Below are 21,798 nucleotides of genomic sequence, written 5' to 3' on the forward strand. Positions count from 1 at the left end.
TGTGACTGGATACCGTTATCGATCGACCCCTCGAAGACTCGTCTTCGGGCACAATTGACAATGCTGAGCGTGGGTAACGGCCCGGTCACCGGGACGTCGCAAACAGGTTCATTTCAGGTACGGTGGTCTTGTTGCTGGAGTGACAAGAGTGAAGAGTGGGCGATATGGATGTGTGGGGATCCCGCCGCTTTCGCGTTCGGGGCGCAATGGCACTCGCGGGGGTGGCGGCTATGGCAGTCACCTTGGGTTCCTGCGGGTTTCGCGAGGAACCCAATGAGCCCGCGGCCGTTGTCGAGCGCTTCACCGAACTCCTCGATCAGCAGGACTACAAGAAGGCATCGGAACTCACCTCCTACCCGAACGCCGCTTCCGCAACGCTGAAGCAAATGTTCGAGGGTCTCGCTCCCGGCAAGGTCGACTACGAGAAGACCCAATTCATCGGTCTGGACGCGCAATCGGCGATCTTCAGCATGGACGTCGACTGGAGCTTCGGCGAGAACAAGAACTGGAGCTACAGCATCCAGGGCACGGTTCGCAAGCTGGCGATCGGCTGGCGGATCTCCTGGGAGCCGTCGGTCGTGATGCCGCAGCTGCAAGGGAACCGCACCGTGAAGCTGGTGCGCACCACGCCGAAGCCGCCGCCGCGGGTTCTCGACATGGTCGGCGCGCCGCTGATGCACGAGCAGGTCATCAACGTCATCAAGCTCGACCCGACGCGGATGCCAGACCCGGTCGCCTCCACCGACGCGCTGGCCAAGGCCATCGAGCCGGTCGCGCCGCTGATCACCGGTCCATCGCTGATGCAGCAGCTGGCGTCCTCGCAGGGCAAGCCGATCGTCGCGGTCAACCTGCGCGAGGGAGATTTCGCGATCCTCGAACCCCGCATGGCGCCGATTCCCGGCGTGGTGATGGAGAAGCACCCGCGGCTGATCTCCTCGGACCGCCGGGTCTGGTCGCCACAGCTGGACGCGCTGCGCAAGGTCTGGGAAACCAGCCAGGAGGAGCACTCCGGCTGGGGCGTGCAGATCTTCGAGCCGGACGGGCGATTCATCAGCCAGGTCGCTGGTTACCAGGGTCCGCCGGGGCCGGACATCGTCGCCACCATGGACCAGCGGTTGCAGCGCGCCGCCGAGGACGCGGTGGTCAGCGTCGGCACGCCCGCCTCCATCGTGGCGATCCAACCGTCCAGCGGCGCGGTGGTCGCGGTCGCGCAGAACAGCCAGGCCAGCGCGCACGGTCCGGTCGCGTTCACCGGTCTGTATCCGGTGGGCGGCAATATCGAGCTGTTCCGTGCGGTCGCCGCGGCGACCAATGGCAAGGCGCCGCAGGACGTGTCGGTGCAGGAAGCGGCGGAGGCCGCGAGCAGGCTCGGCATCGGCATCGATTTCCAGGTACCCGGGCTGGACGAGGTCACCGGACGGCTCGCCATCGCCGGGCGCAGCGCCGAGCAGGTCCGCCAGGGCGGCGGGTCGGACGCGGTGTTGGCCAGTCCGTTCGGGATGGCGATCGCGGCGGCGTCGATCGCGCGCGGCGAGGTGCCCGCGCCGAAGATCGAGGTCGCGCGCACCGGAGGCACCGACGCGCAGCTGACGCCGTTGGGCGGCGAGCTGACCGAACGGCTGCGCACCATGCTGCGCGAGGCCACCGGGGCTCCGCACCTGACACCGTTGCGGCCGCACCCGGTGATCGCCTACGCGGCGACCGCGGGCGAGGACGGCTGGTTGATCGCCAACATGGGCGATCTGGCATTCGCGATCCACATCAACGATGTGGACAGCGGGAACGCCACCGCACGGATGGCGGCCAGGATGTTGCAGTCGTTGGCGACGCCGGAGCCGTGATCGGCGGGCGCTGATCGTCAGGGTGCCGAGCGGGTCGATCGGCAGGGTTCGGACGATCGGATCAGTTCAGTGCCCGGATCGCCGCGCGCCAACCGAGCAGGAACAACGCGAGCACCGTCCCCGCGACCAGCACGAAGCTGAACGCGGTCCCCTGACCGCTGATCACCCGCAGCACCATGCCGCCGATGAGCGTGGACAACCAGATCAGGACTCCGGTCGGCCACAGGACGGTCCCGTCGAAACGCCCCGCGCGACCGGCGACGACCAGCGCGAGGACCCATCCGATGGCCAATCCGATCGCGAACGGCCACAGCGTCTTCAGCAGCCCCGCGATCACCGCCTCGTCGTGACTGCGCCGTCCGATGACGCAGAACAGGATCACCAACAACGCGTCCACCGCCAACGGAGCCAGTCTCTTCACCCGCGCAAGCGTAGTGCGGCATCGTTTCGATCTCGATCTTGACACCGCCCCGAGACCTGCCCTGACCAGTCACGTCGTGCGGCCGGGGCGAATGCGGAGGTCCAGTCACGCGGCGACTTACAGCGTGCGGCGCGTTTCGAATTCCTTTTCGTAGTCGGCCTCGTCGGCCGACGGGGTGCGGAAGAGGAAGGCGAAGACGATCCAGCCGACGATCGCGACCAGGATGAAGCTGACCATCCGGTAGACGAACGCCGCGGCGACCGCTTGGGCGGCGGGCAGGCCCGCGCCCGCGGTGAGGCCGTAGATCAGTGTCGCGTCGACGTAGACGATGCCGCCGGGAGCGAACGGGATGGAGCCGACGGCCTTGCCCGCGGTGAACGCGATGAGCAGTCCGGCGAGTTTCGGCTCGGCGCCGACGGCGTAGCAGGCCGCGCCGAGACAGGCGACGTCGCCGAATCGGTGCACCACCGCCCAGCCCGCCACCCAGACCCCGTCGCGCTTGCCGAGGTCCACCGACTCGAGCTGGGCGAGGATCTCGGCGACCTTCGCCATCCCCTGGTCGGCGGGCCGTTTACGGATCCGGTTGACCAGCGCGAGCAGCCGTCGCAGCACCTTCTCCAGCGAGCCGGGATTGCGCGAGACGTAGTTGCCTGCCCAGATCAGCGCGGCCACCGCGGCGAGCGACAGGATGAGCTTGAGCGGCCCGACCTGGTTGCCGACCAGCAGCGCACCAGCGACGGCGAGCAGCGCGAGCCCGGCGGTGGCGATCACCCCGGAGATCACCAGCTGCCAGGAAGCGACGATCGGACTCGCGCCCCAACGCCGGGTCTGCCGATAGGTGAACGCGGTGGAGAAGACCTGTCCCGCGGGCAATGTCACCGACATCGCGGTCGCGCCGTAGACGACTGCCACGGATTTGCGCTGACTCACATCGACGCCGCCCGCGTGCAGCAGTTGTTTCTGCACCCGGCCGAATCCGCTCATGGAAAGCGCTTGCAACCAGATACAGGCAGCGACCCAGCCCCAATGAATTTCGGTGAGTTTTTCCCACGATTCGTGTAATCGCGGCCACAGGTAGACGCCTTCGCCTATCAACAAAGCCAGCAGCGCGGCGCCGAGCAACCATTTGACCCACCAGAATTTGCGCCGGCCTTGCTCGACGGTGGACGCTCGCGGTGCAGGCTCGCCCGCTGGATCCCCGTTGGCCGTCACGCGCGTCAGCTTAGCGAAGGAATTGTCTCGGCGTCGGCATCGGTGCGCGGGTCGGCGCCCTCTTTCGGCCAGGCCAATCGCGTTTTCCGGCGCCGACCGCGCAGCTGAACTTCCTCGCCCGCGATCCAGAACTCCTGCTCGCTTTCCTCCGCGAAATACAACGCGCTGCCGGAGGCGAGCACCCGGCCGGGTTGATCTTTGGCCAATTCGGTCAATCGGGACGCCTCGTTGACCGGGTCGCCGATCACCGTGTATTCGAAACGATTGGCGGCGCCGATATTTCCGGCGACCGCGAGACCGGCTGACACGCCGATGCCGATGTCGAGGCCGGGCACCTCGCGCAGCGCCTCGCGCAGTTCGCGACCGGCAGCGAGCGCCGCGGTGGGCGCGTCCGGCCGGTCCAGCGGCGCACCGAAGATGGCGAGCGCCGCGTCGCCGACGAACTTGTTGACGAACCCGTGGTGCCGGTCGATCACGTCGACCACGATCCGGAAGAACTCGTTGAGCAGGCTCACCACTTCGGTCGGCGGCCGTTCGGCGGCGGTCGCGGTGGAGCCGACCATGTCCACGAACAGCACCGCGACGAACCGGGTCTCGCCGCCGAGCTCGGTGCCGTAGTCGAGGGCGCGCTGCGCGACCTCCTCGCCGACGTGTTGGCCGAACAGCTCTTGCAGCTGGCGCCGCTTGGCCGCCTCCTCCATCATCCGGTTGAAGCCGACCTGGAGCAGGCCGATCTCGCTGCCGTCGAACACCTCGACCTGCACGTCGCGGGCGCCTTCCTGCACCCGGTCGATGGCCTGGCTGAGCTGGCGCACCGGGTCGGAGATGCTCGAGCCGGTGAGCATGGACAGCGCGAGCGCCTGCGAGATCACCACGCCGCACAGCAGCAGGATCGAGATCGCCAGCGACTGCGCCGAGAACTTCACGTCCGAGGAGATCTGGGTGACGCACAGCAGCACGATGGCGATGGTTGGCGCGAAGGTGCCCATGCCCCAGGTCATCGCCATCCTGGTGCCGACGCCCGGCGTCAGGGTGTGATCGAAGGTGCCCTCGGTCAACGCCTGCGCGGCCACCGGTCGCAGGATGCGCTCGCCGAGCATGTAGGTGAAGCCGAACACGATGGTCGCCGCCATGCACTCGGTGACGATCACCGCGCCTGCCAGCTCGGGCGTGTCGGAGATGATGAGTCCGGCGAGCACCGCGCCGCCGATCAACCACAGCGCCAGGTGCAGGATCGCCTGGCGCAACGGCGCGTGCAGCGCGGCCATCTGTTCCTGGCGGCTCGGCGGTCCGCCGCGCATCTGCCAGCGCATGACCGGGCGCAGCATCAATGCGGAGGCGGCGAGGCTGAGCAGGCCGCCTGCGATGAAGACGAGGGCGGGGATGAGCAGACCGGTGCGTCGGGTGCCGGCCGCCTCGCCTTCCGGAACGGGGAGTCCGTACTGGATGAACGCCCACACCAGCACCGCGCCGAAGGCGTTCGCCAACAGCATCGATGTCAGGTAAAGCGGCCAGCGCGTACGCATGGTCTGTTTGACCGCTTCCAAGGGCGCTGACACGCCCCCCAATCTAGCGTTTCGATCATTCGTCCACGTGCGGCTGTCCGGTGGGCGGAGTTGGTCGGCGACCTCCGTTACCCTGAGCGAGGTGACCGAGCTCGAGGAACGCCCGCGCCGGGACTCCGCCGCGGATGCGGTGCACCCGATAGTCCGGCAGACCGCGGAGTGGGCATGGCGACTGCTGGTCATCCTGGCCGCCGTGATCGCCGTGGCGATGATCGTGCAGCGACTGGCGACCGTCGTCATTCCGATGGCGATCGCGCTGCTCGCCGCCGCGCTGCTCGCGCCGCTGGTGGATTGGATGCAGCGGCTCGGCGTGCCGAGGTGGGTGGGGGTGTTCGTCTCGCTGGTCGGCTCGCTCGGGCTGGTCGCGGGCATCATGACCTTCGTCGTCGAGCAGTTCGTCGCCGGTGTGCCGCAGCTGTCCGACGAATTCACCGACAGCATCCACCGGGTCCAGGACTGGTTGATCAACGGTCCGCCGCACCTGAGCGACGATCAGATCCGCAACGCGGGCGACGCCATCGTCAAGGCCATCCAGTCCAACCAGGACAGTCTCACCTCAGGCGCGCTCACCACGGCCACGGTGATCGGGCACATCCTGACCGGCACCTTCCTCACGCTGTTCATCCTGATCTTCTTCCTCTACGGGGGCGATCAAGTCTGGGAGTTCGTCACCCGCGTCGTGCCGACCCAGCATCGGGAGCGGGTCCGGCTGGCCGGTCAGCTCGGCTTCGGATCGCTGGTCGGCTTCGTGCGCGCGACGGTGGTGGTCGCGGCCGTCGACGCCATCGGCATCGGCGCGGGCCTTGCGATACTCGGGGTGCCCTTGGCGCTTCCGCTTGCCTCGCTGGTGTTCATCAGCGCGTTCATCCCGATCATCGGCGCGTTCCTCGCCGGTTCCATCGCGGTGTTCATCGCGCTGGTCACCAAGGGCCTGGTGACGGCGCTGATCGTGCTCGGCATCATCATCGCGGTCATGCAGCTGGAAAGTCACGTGCTGCAACCCCTGCTGCTCGGGCGCGCGGTCAGCATCCATCCGCTTGCGGTGGTGCTCGCGATCGCGGCGGGCGTTGTGCTCGGCGGAATCGCGGGCGGCCTGCTCGCCGTCCCGGCCGTGGCGGTGATGAACACGGCCATCCGATCGTTGCTCGCCGAGCGTCCCGAGGAGGCGTTCGGCGAACTCCAGACCGCCGAGCCGCACTTGTATTCGGCGGAGCCGGACCACCCGGATCCCGGACGGTTCGACGTCGCGGCGACGTTGGCGGAGCGGTCCAAGCGGTCGAATTCGCACGGCGGAACCGATGAGCCGGACCCCGTCGGCTGAGCTCAGTCCCGCCGACGCGGCGACCGCGCCGCTGTGGCGGGCCGTGCAGGCGTTCCGGCTCGTCACGCTGCTGTACGCGGTCGGTCAGCAGATCGCGTCGGTCCCCTACTACCAGAACCAGCGCCTGAGCTGGGTGTTCATCGCGCTGATGGTGGTGTGGTCGGGGCTTTCGGCGCTGATGCTCTCGCAGTGGCAGGTGGCCGACGTGGCCAAGGTGCGGGTCTGGGTGGTGATCGGCGACCACATCGTGGTGATCGGTCTGATCGCCGCGACCCGGCTCGTCGCCGACTACGACTGGTACCACGGGCACCAGACCCTGCCGACCACCATGTGGGCGGCCAACGCGGTGATCTCGGCGGCGATCTTGCGCGGTCCGATCGCGGGCATCGCGTCCGGGCTGATGATCGCCGCGGTCATCATCACCGTGCGCGACCAATGGGGCCAGGACGTCTGGGCCGACGCGACCGCGCCGGTGCTCGTCTCGGTCGGCCTCGCGCTCGGGCTTGCCGCCAACACCGCCCGGCGCGCGCAGGAGCAGTTGCAGCGCGCGGTGCGCCTGACCGCCGCCGCCGAGGAGCGCGAGCGGCTCGCCCGCGAAGTGCACGACGGCGTCCTCCAAGTGCTCAGCTACATCAAGCGGCGCGGCAGCGAAATCGGCGGTGCCACCGAGGAATTGGCGCTGCGCGCCGGGGAGCAGGAGGTGGCGCTGCGTGTACTGATCTCCGAGCAGGGCGTGCGCGAGGACGCGGGCGGCGCCGAGGTGGACCTGCGTCCGCTGCTGACCGTGCACGCGACGCCGAAGATCTTCGTGTCCACGCCGGGCGAGCCGGTTCGGGTGGGGCGTTGGGCCGCGGGCGAACTCGCCGCCGCCGTCGCCACGGCCTTGACCAATGTCGAGCTGCACGCCGGACCGGACGCGAAAGCATATGTGCTGCTGGAGGATACCGGAGACGAGCTGATCGTCAGCGTTCGCGACGACGGCGTCGGCATCGCGCAGGGCAGGCTGGCCGAGGCGGAGGCCGAAGGGCGGATGGGGGTTTCGCGGTCGATCGTCGGCCGCATCGCCGCGCTCGGCGGCACCGCCGAACTGCTCACCGAGGGCAGCGTGGGCGAAGGCGTCGAATGGGAGTTCCGCGTGCCGCGCGATGCGCGCTGACCTGGCAGGATGAAGGAGGCGAAAGGAGCGGTGCGGTGACCGACGGTGCGGCCGAGACCATTTCGGTGATGGTGGTGGACGACCACCCGATGTGGCGCGACGGCGTCTCCCGCGACCTCGCCGAGGCCGGATTCGAGGTCGTCGCGACCGCGGACGGCGTCGGCTCGGCCACCAGGCGCGCCGCGGCGGTGCGACCCGCCGTCGTGCTGATGGACATGCAGCTGCCCGACGGGAACGGCGCGACGGCCACCGCCGAGGTGTTGCGCGTCTCGCCGCAGAGCCGGGTGCTTGTGCTCTCCGCGTCGGCAGAGCGCGACGACGTGCTCGACGCGATCAAGGCGGGGGCCTCCGGTTACCTGGTCAAGAGCGCGTCGGCGGCCGAACTGATCGAGGCGGTGCGCGCGACGGCGGCCGGTCAGCCGGTGTTCACCCCCGGCCTGGCCGGGCTGGTGCTCGGCGAATACCGCCGCATGGCGACCGCGCCCGCCGAGCCCGACGAACCGCACCGTCCCGCGCTCACCGAGCGGGAGACCGAGGTGTTGCGGATGGTGGCGAAAGGGTTGTCCGCCAAGCAGATCGCATCGCGGCTCGGGTTGAGTCATCGCACGGTGGAGAACCACGTGCAGGCGACCTTGCGGAAGTTGCAGCTGGCCAACCGCGTCGAGCTCACCAGATACGCGATCGAACAGGGGCTCGAGTAGGCGCGGTATCCGACCAACGGAGGACTCGTGATCGGGGAACGCCCTGATGCCGCGACCCGCCGAATCTCGGTAATCTCGAAGCCATGGGCGGACCCGAATCGGTATCCAATGGCGTCGGCTCCGTCGGTGATCGGGATCTGCGCGTCTCCGACGCCGAACGGGAGCACGTCGGTCAGCTGCTACAGCGGGCGGTCGGGCTCGGGATGCTCTCGCTCGGCGAGTTCACCGAACGGATGGACACCGCCCTCGCCGCCAAGACCCGCGGCGAACTGAACGCCGTACTCATCGATCTGCCCGGCGTGCGCATGATCGGTCAGCCCGCCGCACCGCCCACCACGTTCGTGAACTCGACGCCCTCGTTCGCGAAGCGGCCGCCCATGCCGCCGACCCCCGCGGGCAACGTGATCCGCAGCCGCATGTCGGGTGTGACTCGGCGCGGGCCGTGGCAGGTCGCGCCCTCGCTGCACCTGAACAACTGGTTCTCCGGCGTGACGCTCGATTTCACCGAGGCGGTGATGTCGACCCAGGTGGTGGAGGTCAACGTCGACGATTTCTGCAGTTCGCTGACCCTGGTGGTGCCCGCCGAGGCGACCGTCGACCTGAACGGCCTCGACCTCATCGGCGCGAGCGTGAACAACAAGGTCCGCACCGGGCCGCCGATCGGGCCACTGCACCTGGTCGTGCACGGGAGCATCCGCTTCGGCTCGGTCACCGCGAAGCACCCGTTCATCGCGCATTGGCGCAAGCTGCTCGGTCACTGATCCGGGCGCCGGGCTCGTCGGGTGGTCGTCGCCGTCCTATGCCCAGCCGTAGTTCGTTACCGAAAGCCGCTGGGACACCTGGCGAATGGGCGCGGCGAGTTTCCCGGCTCGGTCGCCCACCTGGCTTCGAAGCCGCCCGATGGGCTGGGGATACGTCGCGGAGACGGCCGTGCGGCGAATTCGGGGGAACAGCGCGCCGCCGCAGGTAGCGGGCCACGCGGCGAGGTTTGGACAGCGGCATGCAGCCGCCCGGACGAAGCGGCCCGGCAGCGATTCGCGGGAACACCGACCGAATGCCGCGCGGGCGGCGGAGACGGTCAGGTGTTTACTCCAATGCGGCGGGCGAAGGCGCGCAACGGAACTCGGCGGTCGTGGTCGAGGAGTTCGGAGACGATGTGGCGGGGGAGGGACTGGTATTTGATCCAGTCGACCCCGCCGACGCGTTCGGCGTTGAGCAGGGCGTCCAGTGCGCGCTGGTGCTGGCCGGTGCGGGTCAGGGCGACCGCGGTGTCGGCCAGGTGGCGTGCGCGCGAGGCTTGCGGCAGACCGCTGTTCGGCGGCATCTCCTCGGCCGCGGCCAGCGCCTCGGAATAGCGTTCGGACGAGACGTTCACGTCCACCGTCTGCATCACGACTTGCGAAGGGCCGAAATAGGTTTCGTAGTCCTGGCGGTCGGTGCCGATGCGCAGCGCGACCTCGCTCGCCGCCTCGATCAGCGAAAGCGCCTCCGGTACGTCCTGGGCCCGGCCGGACGCCGTCGCGCCCTGCAACACGAGCGAACCGTACGCGGACAAGTGCGCGTGCGGCACCTCGCCAGCGGGCTCCAGCTCCGTCGCGGCGCGCAGCGCGACCCGGCGCGATTCGTCGTAGCGGCCCTGCACCAGCAGCTGCCAGGCCACCGAGCCACGGATGGTCGCGAGCAGCAGCGGATCGTTGCCGCGCTCGGCGGCGGCGAGCGCCTGGCGGATGGCGAGGAACGCGGGATCGGTCTGGCCGAGATGCACCAGCGTGCAGCCGGTGACCCAGCACATGCGGGCCAGCAACTCGTTGGCCGGGGCGACGGCGCCGTTGCGTGCGGCGTGCACGGTCGCCCGCAGCTGGGTGAGGTTGGCGGGCAGGATCGTGGTGAGCAGTTCGTAGCGGCCCGCCCAGTACGCGCCCCAGGCGTAGTCGACCGCGCGGCGGCCGTCGTCGAGGCTCACGGCCTCTTCCTCGGGCACCTCGCCGAGCAGGTCGTCAACGGGGGTCAACGCGCGCCGGATGGCGACGATGCCCGCGTCCGGGTTGCCGGAAGGTACCCCGTGGCGCTTGCCGATCAGATCGGAGATGTCCACGTCCAGCGCGCGGGCCAGTTTCTGCAGGCTCGCGATGGACGCTGTCTGGCGTCCGCCCTGCTCGAGCTTGCGCACGAGATCCACGCTGACGCCGGCTTGGTCGGCAAGCTGGCGCTGCGTGAGCGCTTTGCCGCGAAAACGCCGGATCCGCACCCCGATCGACGAATCGTCCATGTACCCGAGTCCTTTGTTACATCTGGGTTTCAGGGTACGACGCTAACCCGTCGAGTTCATCCCAAGTGGGACATTACGTACGACTCGTTTGCCTCTGGTTGGAATACCGTTGCCTTTCTGCAACTTTGAGAACGCAAAGGGCGGCGGCAATGACAACGATGCCGAAAACCACTGTGCGAGCCCGGCGCGCCGATCGCGCGACCGCATCGCAAGTCTTCCTCGTTCGACCCGAACAGCTGCGCCCGAGCGGCCGCGACCTGCACGGCCCGCTACGCCGTCGGCCGATCACCTGCCACAGCACCGTAATCGCCTGAGGGGAAGCGTCATGTTCGAACGTTGTCACAGCCCGCAGGAAGCGGCGCACCTGCTTCGACATCGGTACGGATTGCCCGTCCAACTGCTCGCCGGACGTCCCGTGGTGACCACCGGCACCCTGCTCGGCGGCGTCGTCATGCCGCCGGAACTCGGCAGGAAGGTCCTCGCCATGCTGGACCGGACCCAGCTCGCGCCCGTGGTCGCCGACCCCGGCGATCGCAGCTGGACTTTTCTGGTGACCCCGCCGAGCCCCGCCACCCCGGTCGACGTGCACGTCCGGCGCTGCCTCGCCGGACATCAGGTCACGGTGATCCCCGGCGGACGCCACCTGCTGCTGCCGAGCACCGACTCCCGCCTCGGCTGGCACTGGGCGAGCGAGCCCGCGCCCGGCGTGCTGCGCATGCCGCAGCGCGCGAACGTCATCAGCGCCATCCACCAGGTGACGGGCATGCGCACCGCACCAACCCCATGACCGCCCGGCGCGACCGGCCCCCACCCGCGAGCCGGTTGGGGGTCGGTCGGGGCGAAATCGGGTAGATATCGGCCCGTCACCGGGGGTTTCTACTCATGTTCGGTACGTATGAGGGGCCGAGCATGGGGATATGACTACATCTATCGATCCCGCGCTGATCTCGCGGTTGTCGGGTGAGTTCACCGCGCTGGGTACGCGGATGGGTGCGCTCGGACGTGATCTGGCGCTGCTGAGCGAGCAGGTCGCGCCGGGAGTTGCCGTGGCCGGTCCGGCGAGTGCGCCGGGCGGCACGGATGCGATTCCGGTGCCACTGCGTGGCCCTGCGTCGGCGGCTGCTCGGCGCACGGCGGCCTCGTCCGAGACGGACCTCGGTTCCGGAGCGTCGGCGTCCGCTGAGGGGGGCGATGCGAGCTCTGCTGCCGCTGGGAGTACGGCTGCTGGCGAGGGCGGGCAGACTGCCGGTTCGAGTTCGGCCGCTGGCGAGGGCGGGCAGACTGCGGGTTCGGCTTCGGGCGCGGGAGCAGGCATTAGCGCTCCTCCGGCCGGAAGCGCGCCCGTTCCGCCTCCGACAGTCGGTTCTCGGCCGCCTTGGCCGGGTCACGGGTCGGCGTATATGGCTGCGGCGCAGCAGGGTTCGGGCGTTGTGCCGCCCTCGGGTGTGGCGCCTCCTTCGGGTGAGGTGCCCCAATCGGGTGCTGTGCCGCCGTCGAGTGTCGCGCCGACCTCCGGCGTCGGGCCCCAGCCGGGTGCTGTGCCGCGAGCCGGTGTGATGCCGCCGTCGAGTGTCGCGCCGACCTCCGGCGCGCCCCGGCCGGGTGCTGTGCCGCAGCCAGGTGTGCTGCCGCCGTCGGGTTTTGTGCCGCCGCAGGCATGGGGCCGGGCTCCGCGGGGCGCGATGCCGCTGGGTGGTGGGATGGTGCCGCCCGGTATGCGACCGCCCGCGCCGCCGGTGCGGCGCGAACCGCATGTCCCGTGGTGGCAGCGGGACGGGGTGATCAGCCGGGTGCTGGCCGTGGCCGGTGTGGCGGTGACGTTGATCGGCGTGGTCATGCTTTTGGTTCTCGCGGCGCAGGCCGGATTCTTCGGTCCGGTGCCGAGGGTTGCTGCGGGAGCTGTGTTCTCGGCCGCGCTAGTCGGGGCGGGGATGCGGGTCTTCGGTAAGGCCGGTGGGCGGGTCGGCGGAATCGCGTTGGCGGCCACCGGCATCGCGGGCGCCTATCTGGATGTGATCGCCGTGACCGCGATCTATCACTGGCTGAACCCGGTGGTCGGTTTGGCGGCGGCGTTCGCGGTGGCGGCGGGCGGCGTCGGGCTGGCGATGCAGTGGAAGTCGCAGCCGTTGGCGGTGCTTGTGGTGCTGGGTGCGGCGATGCTCGCGCCGTTCGTGACCGTCGAGCTGGTGCTGCTCGGGTTCCTGATCGCGCTGCAATTGGCCTGCGCGCCCGTGCAATTCGGCAGGGACTGGCCGTTCCTGCACGTCGTGCGGACCGCGCCCGCCGTGATCGCCACCCTGGTCGCTATCGCCGTGGCGCTCCTGGAAACCGACTACACACGCGAGCTGTGGCTTTTGGTCGCCGCGATCGCGACAGCGCTGATCGGAACGGTCGGAACCGTACTCGTGGTGCGCCGGCGCGCCGATGACGTCACCGCGACCGTGGCCTTCGCCATCTCGACCACCCCGCTGCTCGCGGCGCCCGCGCTGTTCGACCGGCGCGGCGCCGTCCTGATCGCGGGGCTTTTCGCGCTGGTGCTGCTCGCGACCGCCGCGTCGGCGCTGCTGCCGAAAACCCGTGAGCTGGCGAAGCTTCCGGGCCACACCGCCATCGCCGCCGCTGTCGCGGGCTCCTTCGCGTTGCTCGAAGCATGCGTCGGCGTGACGAGCACGCAAACCCTCCCCATCGCGACGCTCCTGGTGGCACTGGGCTTCCTCGGCGTGGCTGGCCAGCTGCGTTCCGGTGTCGCCGCGGGTCTCGGCATCGCCTTCGCACTCATCGGCGGTCTCGCCTTCTTCGCGAACGCGACGCCGGAAAGGCTTGCGTCGCAACACCTCGCCGAGGAGCACCTGTCGATCTCCACCACACTCGCGGCGATCATCGGCCTCGCCGTCGCCGCGGTGGCGGTATGGACCATCCGCCGACTGGCGGGCACGCCGAAGGGCGGCGCCGAGGACTCGATCCTCTGGATCGCGGCGAGCGGCGCGGCCCTCTACCTGGTGACCGCCGCGATCGTCGCGATCGGCGCCGCGACCGGTGCGCAGGACGGTTTCGTCATCGGCCACAGCATCGCCACCATCGGGTGGATGGCGGCCGCCACCGCCGCCCTGCTCTACGGCCTGCGCAACCTCGCCCGCTCCGCCGCCATCGCCAAGGTCGCCCTCGGCTCCGGCCTGCTGGTCACCACCGCCGCCCTGGCCAAACTCTTCCTCTTCGACCTGGCCACCCTCGACGGCCTGATCCGAGTCGCCGCCTTCCTGGTAGTCGGAATCCTCCTGCTACTCACTGGAACCCGCTACGCCCGAGCCTTCGCCGAAGCGAAAGACGCCGACTGACCACGTGCGGCCAGGCGCATTGTCACAAACCTCGCAGACCCGCCACACGCTTCGCAGCCCGCACACCCCCTGCGAAGCGTGTGCACGGTCTGCGAGGTCGGTTCGATTTGAGACTGCCGTCGGCTGGCTGGTGGCTGCGTGTCTCAACCACACAGCGCCAGATGAGTGAGGGCCTGGAGTGTGTCGTCGATGGGATGGGGCTGCGGCTTGCCCGCCGGGTCGAGTCGGTTCCAGCGCTGTAGGTTCACCGCGATGGACGCTTGCCGTTTGCCGTCGGCGCTGGTCATGGACATCGCGCCGCCGCCCCAGACCGAACCTTCATGCCCCCAGTAGATGCCGTGGCCTGGCACGGTCATCTTCTGCAGGCCCAAACCGTAGTCGCCTGTCCTTCCATCGAAGGCGATGACCGGAACGGTGCGTTGCATCTGCGCCAGCGATGCTCGGCTGATGATTTCGCCGCCGAGCAGCAGACTGTAGAAGCGGTTCAGGTCCGCGACGGTCGAAATCAGCGAAGCCGCGGGCCCCGTCCACGACATGTCATAGACGCTGTAGTCGCGCGGTGGGTCGATCATGCCGAACCATGCCTCGTAGTGCAGTGAGTGCGGTCCGTCGATATGCGGTCCGGCCGGGAGCTCGGTGTCCCGCAGTCCGGCGCGCTCGATGATGTTGCGGGTGATGTATTTCTCCGCCGAGGAACCGGTCACCGACTCCAGAAGTTGGCACAGGAGTAGGTAATTGGTGTTCGAGTAGATCCCGGGTGTGGCACCCGGGGTCCCGGTGGCAGGCGCCGAGACCCCCATCTCGATCAGCTCGGTCGCGTGAAACCTGGTGTGCCGGTGGTCATCCAGACTCTCCGGTGTGGTTTCAGCCAGGGCGGGGAAGGCCGCGAGTGAAGGGTAGGCATACGGGAAGTACTCGGCGAGACCGCTGGTGTGGTTGATCAACATCCGGACCGTGATCGCCGCACCGCGTTTGCCGGGAACCAGCCGCGGCAGGTAGTGGCCGATCGGGGTGTCGAGCGCTATCTCGCCGTTGTCGACCAGCTGCAGCACAGCGGCGGCGGTGAACGTCTTGGTGATGCTGCCGACGCGGTGTCGCATATCGGCGGTGACGGGGCGGCCGGTATCGACATCGGCTACTCCGGCGGCGCCGCGCCAGATTTGGTTGCCGTCGCGCACCTCGGCGAAAACTCCGGGTATGCCCGCGCGATGGACGTTCTGCAGGGCGGTCTGTAGCTTCTCGGGATCGAATGTGGTGGTCACGGCACAACTATCGATCGCGCGGTCCCGTCCGGTCTTGGAAAAATCTTCCCCAGGCGCGGTTTCGGTGGCGGGCGATGGATCGGCGCGGACAACGCCATCGCTCATCGCAGGTCTGTCCGCGGACGATATCGACCGAAACCCGGAGCGGGTCAGTCCTCGTCGTGGCGGCGGAGGAGTTCGTTGACGCTGACGGAGCGGCCGTCGCCGCTGTGGTGGCGGCCTTCGTCCGAGTCCGCGATTCGGCGGCGGGAGGACCGGAGTTCGGCCATCCAGTTCTCGATGCTGGTGCGGTTGTCGTCCGGGGTTTCCGGCGCGCCGTTGTCGGGTGCCGCGTGGTGGGCCGACTGGTCGTAACCCGTTGTGCCGGACGAGGTGTGGTTCGACTGTGTCGAGGAGTGGTGGCCGCCGCCGATCGTCGGATCGTAGGCGCTCGCGCCGTGCTGGCCCGCGTCCGCGCCGGACGGGTGGCTGCGCGCCGGGGCGCCCTCCGACGCGATCGGTCGCGTCGCGTCGTCGATCGACCCGGACCGATCCGCCGCGAACGGCACGGCGCGCGGTCGCGGAGGCTCCGTCGGCGTCGACCTGCCGGGGTTCGGATCCGGCAGCCCCGAAAGGGAACTGGCGCGCGGCCGGGTCGGATCGTGCGGGCCGGGAGCAGTGGAACGCGGTGTGGCGGCCGACCCCGACTGAGCCCCCGGAGTCTCGGTGCCCGGCGTGGCAGGCGAACCCGACTGTGCCCCGGGGGCTGCGGAACCCGGTGTGGCGGAGTCTGTCGAGTACGCACCGAAAGTGCGAGGCCGCGGCGGTACCGACTGCGCTCCAGGAGGCGTCGCGCCCGGCATGGCGGTCGAACCCGACTGCGACCCAGGAGTCCCGGAGCGCGGAGCGGCGGCCGAACCCGACGGGGATCCAGAAGTCCCCGCGCCCGTCGAAACCGACTGTGCCCCAGCCGTTGTCGAACCCGGCGTGGCGGACTCGGCCGAGTATGCACCGGAAGCCCCACGACGCGGTGTCGCGGACTGCGCTCCAGGAGTCGAGGCACCGGGCGCGACCCCGTGCACTCCGGAAGTCGCGGACCGCGGCGTACCAGGCGCTGCGGAGTGTGCTCCGGAAGTCGTGGAACGCGGCGCCCGAGGCGCGACCGAACCCTTCGCGACCGGAACCGAATCAATGCTCTGCGTAGGCGCCTCCGCCTCGATCTCCTCGATCGTCCGCACCCGCCGCGGCGTACGCGGCTGCTTGCCCTCCGCCACCGCGGGCATCTGCATCGTCACGGGGTCGGTGATCGGGGTGGTCTTCACCAGGTCGACGACCTCGCCGCCGCCGGGCCGCTCGTCGTCCAGAATCGGCTCCCCGAGGCCGATCTTCTCCTGGATGCGCTTCATCCAGGCCGGGGCCCACCAGCAGTCGTCGCCGAGCAGCTTCATGGTGGCGGGCACCAGCAGCATGCGCAGGATGGTCGCGTCGATGAACAGCGCCGCGATCAGGCCGTAGGCGATGTACTGCATCATCACCAGATCGGAGAACGCGAACGCGCCGACGACGACGAGCAGGATCAGCGCCGCGGCGGTGATGATGCGTCCGGTGTGCGCGGTGCCCGCGCGGACCGCCTCGGTGGTGGACGCGCCCTGGGTGCGCGCCTCGACCATCCGTGAGATCAGGAAGACCTCGTAGTCGGTGGACAGACCGTAGATCACCGCGATGATCAGCACCAGCACCGGCGACATGATCGGCTGCGGCGTGAAGTTCAGCAGGCTCGCGCCGTGCCCGTCGACGAAGATCCAGGTCAGAATGCCCAGCGTGGAGCCGAGGCCGAGCGCGCTCATGAGTGCGGCCTTGATCGGCAGCACCAGCGAACCGAAGGTCAGGAACATCAGCAGCGTGGTCACGAAGATGACCAGCGCGATCATCAACGGCATGCGGTCGAGCAGCGCGTCGATGCTGTCCTTCTGGATCGAGGGCTGCCCGCCGACGTAGAGCTGGACGTTGTCGGGCACGTCCATCGAGCGCAGGTACTCGATGGTCGGATCGTAGTTCTCCGAATCCTCCAGCGTCGCGCTCGTCCGATAGACGTTGGGATCGCTGGTCGACCGGCTCGGCACCTCGAATTTGCCGGTGAGGCCGGGCGCTTCGCCCGCCTCCTTCCACACCTTGCCGACCGCGGCGCTGTCGTCGGAGACCATCACCAGCTGCACCGGGTCGGTCTTCTTCAGCGGGAAGACCTCGTAGAAGTTCTCCAGCGCGACGCGGGTCTTGTTGTCCGGCGGCAGGTACCGCTCGTTGATGCCGCCGAAGGCCAGGTTCTTCACCGGAATGATGAGCAGCAGCAGGCCGATGCAGATCGGCACGGCGATCTTGAGCGGGTGCTTCATCACCCACTGCGTGGTCTTGCCCCAGAAGCCGTTCTCGACTTCCTCGGCGGTCTTGGTCTTGCGGAAGCGCTTGAGGCCGAGCATGTCCACGCGCGGACCGAGCACGCCGAGCATCGCGGGCAGGATGGTGATCGCGGTGAGCGCGGCCAGCGAGACCGTCGCGATGGTGCCGTAGGCCACCGACTTCAGGAAGCCCTGCGGGAAGAGCAGCATGCCGCCGAGGCTGGCGATGATCATGGTCGCGGAGAACACGACCGTGCGGCCCGCGGTCATCACCGAGCGCCGGACGGCCGCGCGCGTGTCGTAGCCCTCGGCGAGTTCCTCGCGGAAGCGGCTGACGATGAACAGGCCGTAGTCGATGGCGAGACCGAGGCCGATCATCGAGACGACGCCGCCGACGAACGAGTTCACCTCGGTGAACTTCGTCAGGAACATGATGATGCCGTTGGCGCCGATCACCGTCAGACCGCCGACGACCAGCGGAAGACCCGCCGCGACGAGACCGCCGAAGATGAAGAACAGCAGCACAGCGACCGCCGGGATGGCGAGTATCTCCATCCGCTTCTGGTCGGCGGCCATGGTGTCGTTGAGGGTGCCCGCCACCGCTTGCAGACCGGTGACCTGGACGTCGACGCCTTCGATGTAGAAGACGTCCTTCACTTTCCGGAAGTTGCGCACCATGTCGGTGTCGTTGTCACCGACGATCGCGATGGAGGCGAAGGTGTACTTCTTGTCCTTCGAACCGAAGGTGAGCGGGACGCCGGGACCGGTATCGGTCTGCCAGTAGGCGCCGTTGACCTTGGCGATCTCCTCGGGGTGCTCCTTCGGCAGCCGGTTGAGGCTGTCGACGATCTTTTCCCGGAACTGCGGGTCGTCGATCGTCTTGCCCTCGGGTGCGGTGTAGAGCACGATCACGTCGCTGGTGTGATCGCGCCCGAATGCCGAGTCGGAGATCCGGGCGGCCGCCGCGGATTCCGACGTCGGGTCGTCCCATCCGCTGGAGCTGAGATGGTCCTCCAGGCCGAAGCCGTAGCCTCCCAATGCCAGGAGGGCCGCGCAGACGATGCCGATGACGGCCCAGCGCAGCCGGTAGACCAGATCGCCCCAGCGTGTGAACACTAAGCGACTCCTTGGGCGGGGCGAGAGGTGAGCAGCGCCGACAGCGGCCGGAACGGCTGCAGCCAAGCGCCCTCGTCGGGCAGTGAATCGAGGCTCACCCTTGGCAGCGGTTCACGGAACACGCCAGGGATGTCCTCCAAGTCTATGAATTCGAGCGTATCGGATGTTACGGCCCAACTCGCGTGCTCGCGGAACCCCAACACCTGAACGGGAATTCCGCGCGCGGCCAACCGCTCGAGCGGTTCGCGGAAAGCCTGGCCGTCCGCGGAGGCGACCATGATTCCGGCCAGTCCGGCGCCGCGGCTGCGCATTTCGATGTGCGCGAGCATGTCCGCGTCGACATCGGAGTCCTCGTCGACCTTCGGCTTGGCGAACACGGCGTAGCCGACGTTGCGCAGCGCCTCCACCCACGGGCGCACCACGTCGGCGGTGCCCGGCGCGATGTTGGTGAAGACGGTGGCCTCGGGCTCGACCCTGGTCGAGCTGCCGACCGATAGTTCGGCCGTCCGCGCTAGGAGCCAGCGGCCGAGCGCGTCGAACCGGGGGCGGTACGCGGCGGTCGGGCGACCGCCGAGGATCGCGCCGAGACCCATGTCGAGATTGGGCGCGTCCCAGACGAGCAGGACCCGGCGCACATCCGGCGCGGCGCCGCCGAGACCTTCCGATCCGGCGCCGCCCACCTCCGCGGACACGTCGACCACCTCGTGGGCCATCTCACTGACGCTCATGCCTTGGCCTCGCTGACGCTCGGCTCCGGCATCACACTCGGCTGTGCCGGGATCGCCGTGACGATCGAGCTAATGGGTCGCTCGCTGCGCTCGCTCATCATTCGATCTTGCCCCATATGAACTCGGTGATGGCGCTTCCCGCTCGATGTGCCTTGCCTTCGAACTTGGTGACGGGGCGGTCGAAGCCGATCGGAGCGGTCGCCCTGTTGTCCGCGCTGACGCCGCCCGTGGCCTCGTTGAGGCCGATGAGCAGCGGTTCCGCGGCGCCGACTTCGGCGATGTGTTCCGCGTAACCCGCGTGGTCGGTCGCGACATGCAACACACCGCCCGGTCGGAGCCGGTTCGCGATGAGCGCGAGGGTCGCGGGCTGCAGCAGGCGGCGCTTGTGATGTCTCGCCTTCGGCCACGGGTCTGGGAAGAACACGCGGACGCCGGTCAGCGACTGCTCAGCAATCATGTGCTCGAGCACGTCGACGGCGTCGCCGCGCAGCAGTCGGATGTTGTCGATGCCCTCGCGTTCGATGCGCTGCACCAGCTGGGCGAGACCCGGCTGGTACACCTCGATCCCGATCAGGTTCAGGTGCGGCTCGGCCTGCGCCATCTCGGCGGTGGCAGTCCCTGTGCCACAGCCGATCTCGATGACGAGCGGGGCCTCGCGCCCGAACCAGGCGGCGGCGTCCAGCGGGGCGTCGGAGACCTCGCGGCCGATCTGCGGCCACATGCGATCCCAGGCGCCCTGCTGGTTCGGGGTCAGCGCGCCCCGGCGCGAGCGGAAGCTCGTCACCCGCGGGTAGAGGCGGGAGCCGGTCGGCGATCGTCTGCCTGCTTCGAGCGGGGCCGACGCTGTGGACGGCCTGCCCGGAACCGACTCGACAGTGTGGTTGGCGGCGTCGTTCACGGCGTCCATTGTCCAGCATCCGGCGAACAGCACGGCAATCGAACCCCGGCCGCGCGGTCATCGCGAGGTCAGGCGGCGACTTCGGCGACGATCCTCGGCGCGATCGGGGTCTCCTGCCGCAGCGGCCGCCCGAGCACCACCTTCACCGTGGTACTCGCCATTTCCAGAAGTCCACGCAGGCCGGTGGGGGAGGCGAGCACCGACCAGACGGTGGTGTCGGAGTCACCCGTCGCCGGCTCTCCCGCCAGCCGGTCCGCGAGCCAGGCAAGGCTGATCGGGGTGGCCAGCGGCAGCAGCGAGAAGTGCTCGCTGAGCCGGTCGCGCACGTAGGTGACCTCCGCGCCGCCCTTGCGGTACCTGGCGACCTGGCCGTCCACGCCGTCCATGTGGATGACCTGGTCGTGCACCGGTTGCAGCACCAGCAGCGGGCAGGTGGGGGTGGAGTTGCCGAGGCGCAGGTCATCGAACATGTCGCGGAACGCGGGCGCGGCGAGGATCTCCGCGAGCGGGCGCTCGAGGAAGTCGTCCATCTTCTTGCCCGCGAGTGCGAGGATCGCGCCGAGCGGCGTCGAGGTCTCGGCGGTGGCGACGAAACGGCGCCCGTCGTCGGTGAGTTCCCTTTCGATCACCGCCCCGAGGGCCGGGTAGAGCCGGTGCAGAGCCGCGATGACGATGGCGGGCAGACCCGCGAAGTGGCCGCCGTTGAGCCGAGTGAACACCTGCTCGGGATCGCCGACGGGTGCGCCGAGCACCGCGCCCGCGATGTTCAGCTCCGGCGCGTAGGTCGGCGCCATCTCGACCACCCAGGAGCTGGCCATGCCGCCACCGGAGTAGCCCCAGACGCCGATCGGGGTGTCGGCGTGCAGACCGAGCGGTGCGAAGTGCAGCGCGGCGCGGACGCCGTCGAGCACGCGATAGCCGGGTTCGCGCGGCGCGCCGAAGTTGCCGTGCGGTCCTTCGTGGTCGGCGATCGAGACCGCCCAGCCGCGGCGCAGCGCGTTGGCGACCAGCAGCCACTCCAGCTGGGTGACCGCGCCGATCGCCCGGGAGCCGCGCCGCAACGCGTAGGACGGCGAACACTTCTCGGTGACCGCGTCCATGGCGGTCTGGAAGGCGAGCAGCGGACGGTCTTCGGACGGGTCGGCGCCGTCGGGCAGCAGCACGGTGGTCACCGCCACCTCGGGCGCGCCGTGCAGGTCGCTGCTGCGGTAGAGCAACTGCCAGGCCGAAACCTGTTGCGGCACAAGGCCGAAGAGTGCGAGATCGATGGCTCGGCTACGCAGGACGGTGCCTGGCGGCCGGGAAGCGAATCCGCGCGGCGCCCGGTAGAACGGATCCGCGCTGGGCAACAGCGGCCTGTCACCGGCCGGCAGCGCCTGCGCGCCGCGGGTCGGCCGGTGGCCGGCGGCCTCCGGTTCGCTGTCGACAACACCGATGGCGTCGACGGTCATCGCAACCTCCTCGACGGGCCGTCGCGCCCGCTCGAAAAGCGAAGCTGCACACCGACAATGGTGCCGACCACTACTGCAGAGTAAGTGACGCCCTGCTTCTGTGTGAACCCTGGTAACAGGGGTCGACGGCGGCACTAGACTGCCGTC

General features: G+C 69.0%; 16 protein-coding genes. 7 read left to right on the top strand and 9 right to left on the bottom strand.

Annotated features, from left to right (window positions below; translation table 11 throughout):
- The first annotated feature begins 230 nt into the window (after positions 1-230).
- Complete coding sequence (locus CRP45_RS21020; RefSeq protein WP_245910271.1) at positions 231-1,841, top strand: NTF2-like N-terminal transpeptidase domain-containing protein; 1,611 nt, start codon at positions 231-233, stop codon at positions 1,839-1,841.
- Between the two features lie 61 nt (positions 1,842-1,902).
- Here CRP45_RS21020 and CRP45_RS21025 read toward each other — a convergent pair whose 3' ends face one another.
- From CRP45_RS21025 to CRP45_RS21035, 3 genes are all read right to left on the bottom strand, one after another.
- Positions 1,903-2,262 (bottom strand): DUF3054 domain-containing protein, encoded by a 360-nt coding sequence (locus tag CRP45_RS21025; protein WP_067786923.1) that lies wholly within the window; start codon positions 2,260-2,262, stop codon positions 1,903-1,905.
- Between the two features lie 117 nt (positions 2,263-2,379).
- Complete coding sequence (locus CRP45_RS21030; protein ID WP_097246471.1) at positions 2,380-3,474, bottom strand: lysylphosphatidylglycerol synthase transmembrane domain-containing protein; 1,095 nt, start codon at positions 3,472-3,474, stop codon at positions 2,380-2,382.
- A gap of 5 nt (positions 3,475-3,479) precedes the next feature.
- Entirely contained in the window at positions 3,480-5,000 is a 1,521-nt protein-coding gene (locus CRP45_RS21035) for an adenylate/guanylate cyclase domain-containing protein (protein WP_179830967.1), read from the bottom strand.
- Between the two features lie 121 nt (positions 5,001-5,121).
- On the opposite strand from CRP45_RS21035, the gene CRP45_RS21040 reads away from it, so the two are divergent.
- The 4 genes from CRP45_RS21040 (at position 5,122) to CRP45_RS21055 (ending at position 8,978) form a co-directional block, all read left to right on the top strand.
- Positions 5,122-6,360 carry an AI-2E family transporter gene (locus CRP45_RS21040; RefSeq protein WP_245910272.1) on the top strand — a complete coding sequence of 413 codons (1,239 nt, stop codon included), beginning with the start codon at positions 5,122-5,124 and terminating at the stop codon, positions 6,358-6,360.
- The gene (gene macS / locus CRP45_RS21045; RefSeq protein WP_097246473.1) at positions 6,338-7,516 is read left to right on the top strand and encodes a MacS family sensor histidine kinase; all 1,179 of its coding nucleotides are present in this window, start codon (positions 6,338-6,340) and stop codon (positions 7,514-7,516) included. The genes CRP45_RS21040 and macS overlap by 23 nt, the downstream gene beginning before the upstream one ends.
- 68 nt (positions 7,517-7,584) lie before the next feature.
- Entirely contained in the window at positions 7,585-8,217 is a 633-nt protein-coding gene (locus CRP45_RS21050; RefSeq protein WP_067787012.1) for a response regulator, read from the top strand.
- A gap of 83 nt (positions 8,218-8,300) precedes the next feature.
- On the top strand, positions 8,301-8,978 hold the full coding sequence (locus tag CRP45_RS21055) for a DUF1707 domain-containing protein (RefSeq protein WP_097246474.1): 678 nt from the start codon (positions 8,301-8,303) through the stop codon (positions 8,976-8,978).
- A gap of 317 nt (positions 8,979-9,295) precedes the next feature.
- Here CRP45_RS21055 and CRP45_RS21060 read toward each other — a convergent pair whose 3' ends face one another.
- Positions 9,296-10,486 carry a helix-turn-helix domain-containing protein gene (locus CRP45_RS21060; RefSeq protein ID WP_097246475.1) on the bottom strand — a complete coding sequence of 397 codons (1,191 nt, stop codon included), beginning with the start codon at positions 10,484-10,486 and terminating at the stop codon, positions 9,296-9,298.
- 325 nt (positions 10,487-10,811) lie between these two features.
- On the opposite strand from CRP45_RS21060, the gene CRP45_RS21065 reads away from it, so the two are divergent.
- Complete coding sequence (locus CRP45_RS21065; protein WP_097246476.1) at positions 10,812-11,273, top strand: hypothetical protein; 462 nt, start codon at positions 10,812-10,814, stop codon at positions 11,271-11,273.
- Positions 11,274-12,201: 928 nt separating this feature from the next.
- Positions 12,202-13,821, top strand: a complete 1,620-nt coding sequence (locus CRP45_RS21070; protein ID WP_245910273.1) for a DUF2339 domain-containing protein — start codon at positions 12,202-12,204, stop codon at positions 13,819-13,821.
- Positions 13,822-13,964: 143 nt separating this feature from the next.
- Here the strand turns inward: CRP45_RS21070 and CRP45_RS21075 are convergent, their stop codons facing one another.
- From CRP45_RS21075 to CRP45_RS21095, 5 genes are all read right to left on the bottom strand, one after another.
- A complete protein-coding gene (locus CRP45_RS21075) occupies positions 13,965-15,188 on the bottom strand; it encodes a serine hydrolase domain-containing protein (RefSeq protein WP_097246477.1) in 1,224 nt (407 codons plus the stop codon).
- Positions 15,189-15,232: 44 nt separating this feature from the next.
- Entirely contained in the window at positions 15,233-18,574 is a 3,342-nt protein-coding gene (locus tag CRP45_RS21080; RefSeq protein ID WP_097246478.1) for an MMPL family transporter, read from the bottom strand.
- Positions 18,574-19,302 carry an NYN domain-containing protein gene (locus tag CRP45_RS21085; protein WP_067786938.1) on the bottom strand — a complete coding sequence of 243 codons (729 nt, stop codon included), beginning with the start codon at positions 19,300-19,302 and terminating at the stop codon, positions 18,574-18,576. The genes CRP45_RS21080 and CRP45_RS21085 overlap by 1 nt, the downstream gene beginning before the upstream one ends.
- A gap of 97 nt (positions 19,303-19,399) precedes the next feature.
- Positions 19,400-20,209, bottom strand: a complete 810-nt coding sequence (trmB, locus tag CRP45_RS21090; RefSeq protein WP_067786941.1) for a tRNA (guanosine(46)-N7)-methyltransferase TrmB — start codon at positions 20,207-20,209, stop codon at positions 19,400-19,402.
- Between the two features lie 59 nt (positions 20,210-20,268).
- Positions 20,269-21,651: a lipase family protein gene (locus tag CRP45_RS21095; protein WP_097246479.1), complete on the bottom strand. Its 1,383-nt coding sequence runs from the start codon at positions 21,649-21,651 to the stop codon at positions 20,269-20,271.
- Positions 21,652-21,798 lie beyond the last annotated feature (147 nt).

It is taken from the genome of Nocardia amikacinitolerans (assembly GCF_900215415.1).
Taxonomy (GTDB): Bacteria; Actinomycetota; Actinomycetes; order Mycobacteriales; family Mycobacteriaceae; genus Nocardia; species Nocardia amikacinitolerans.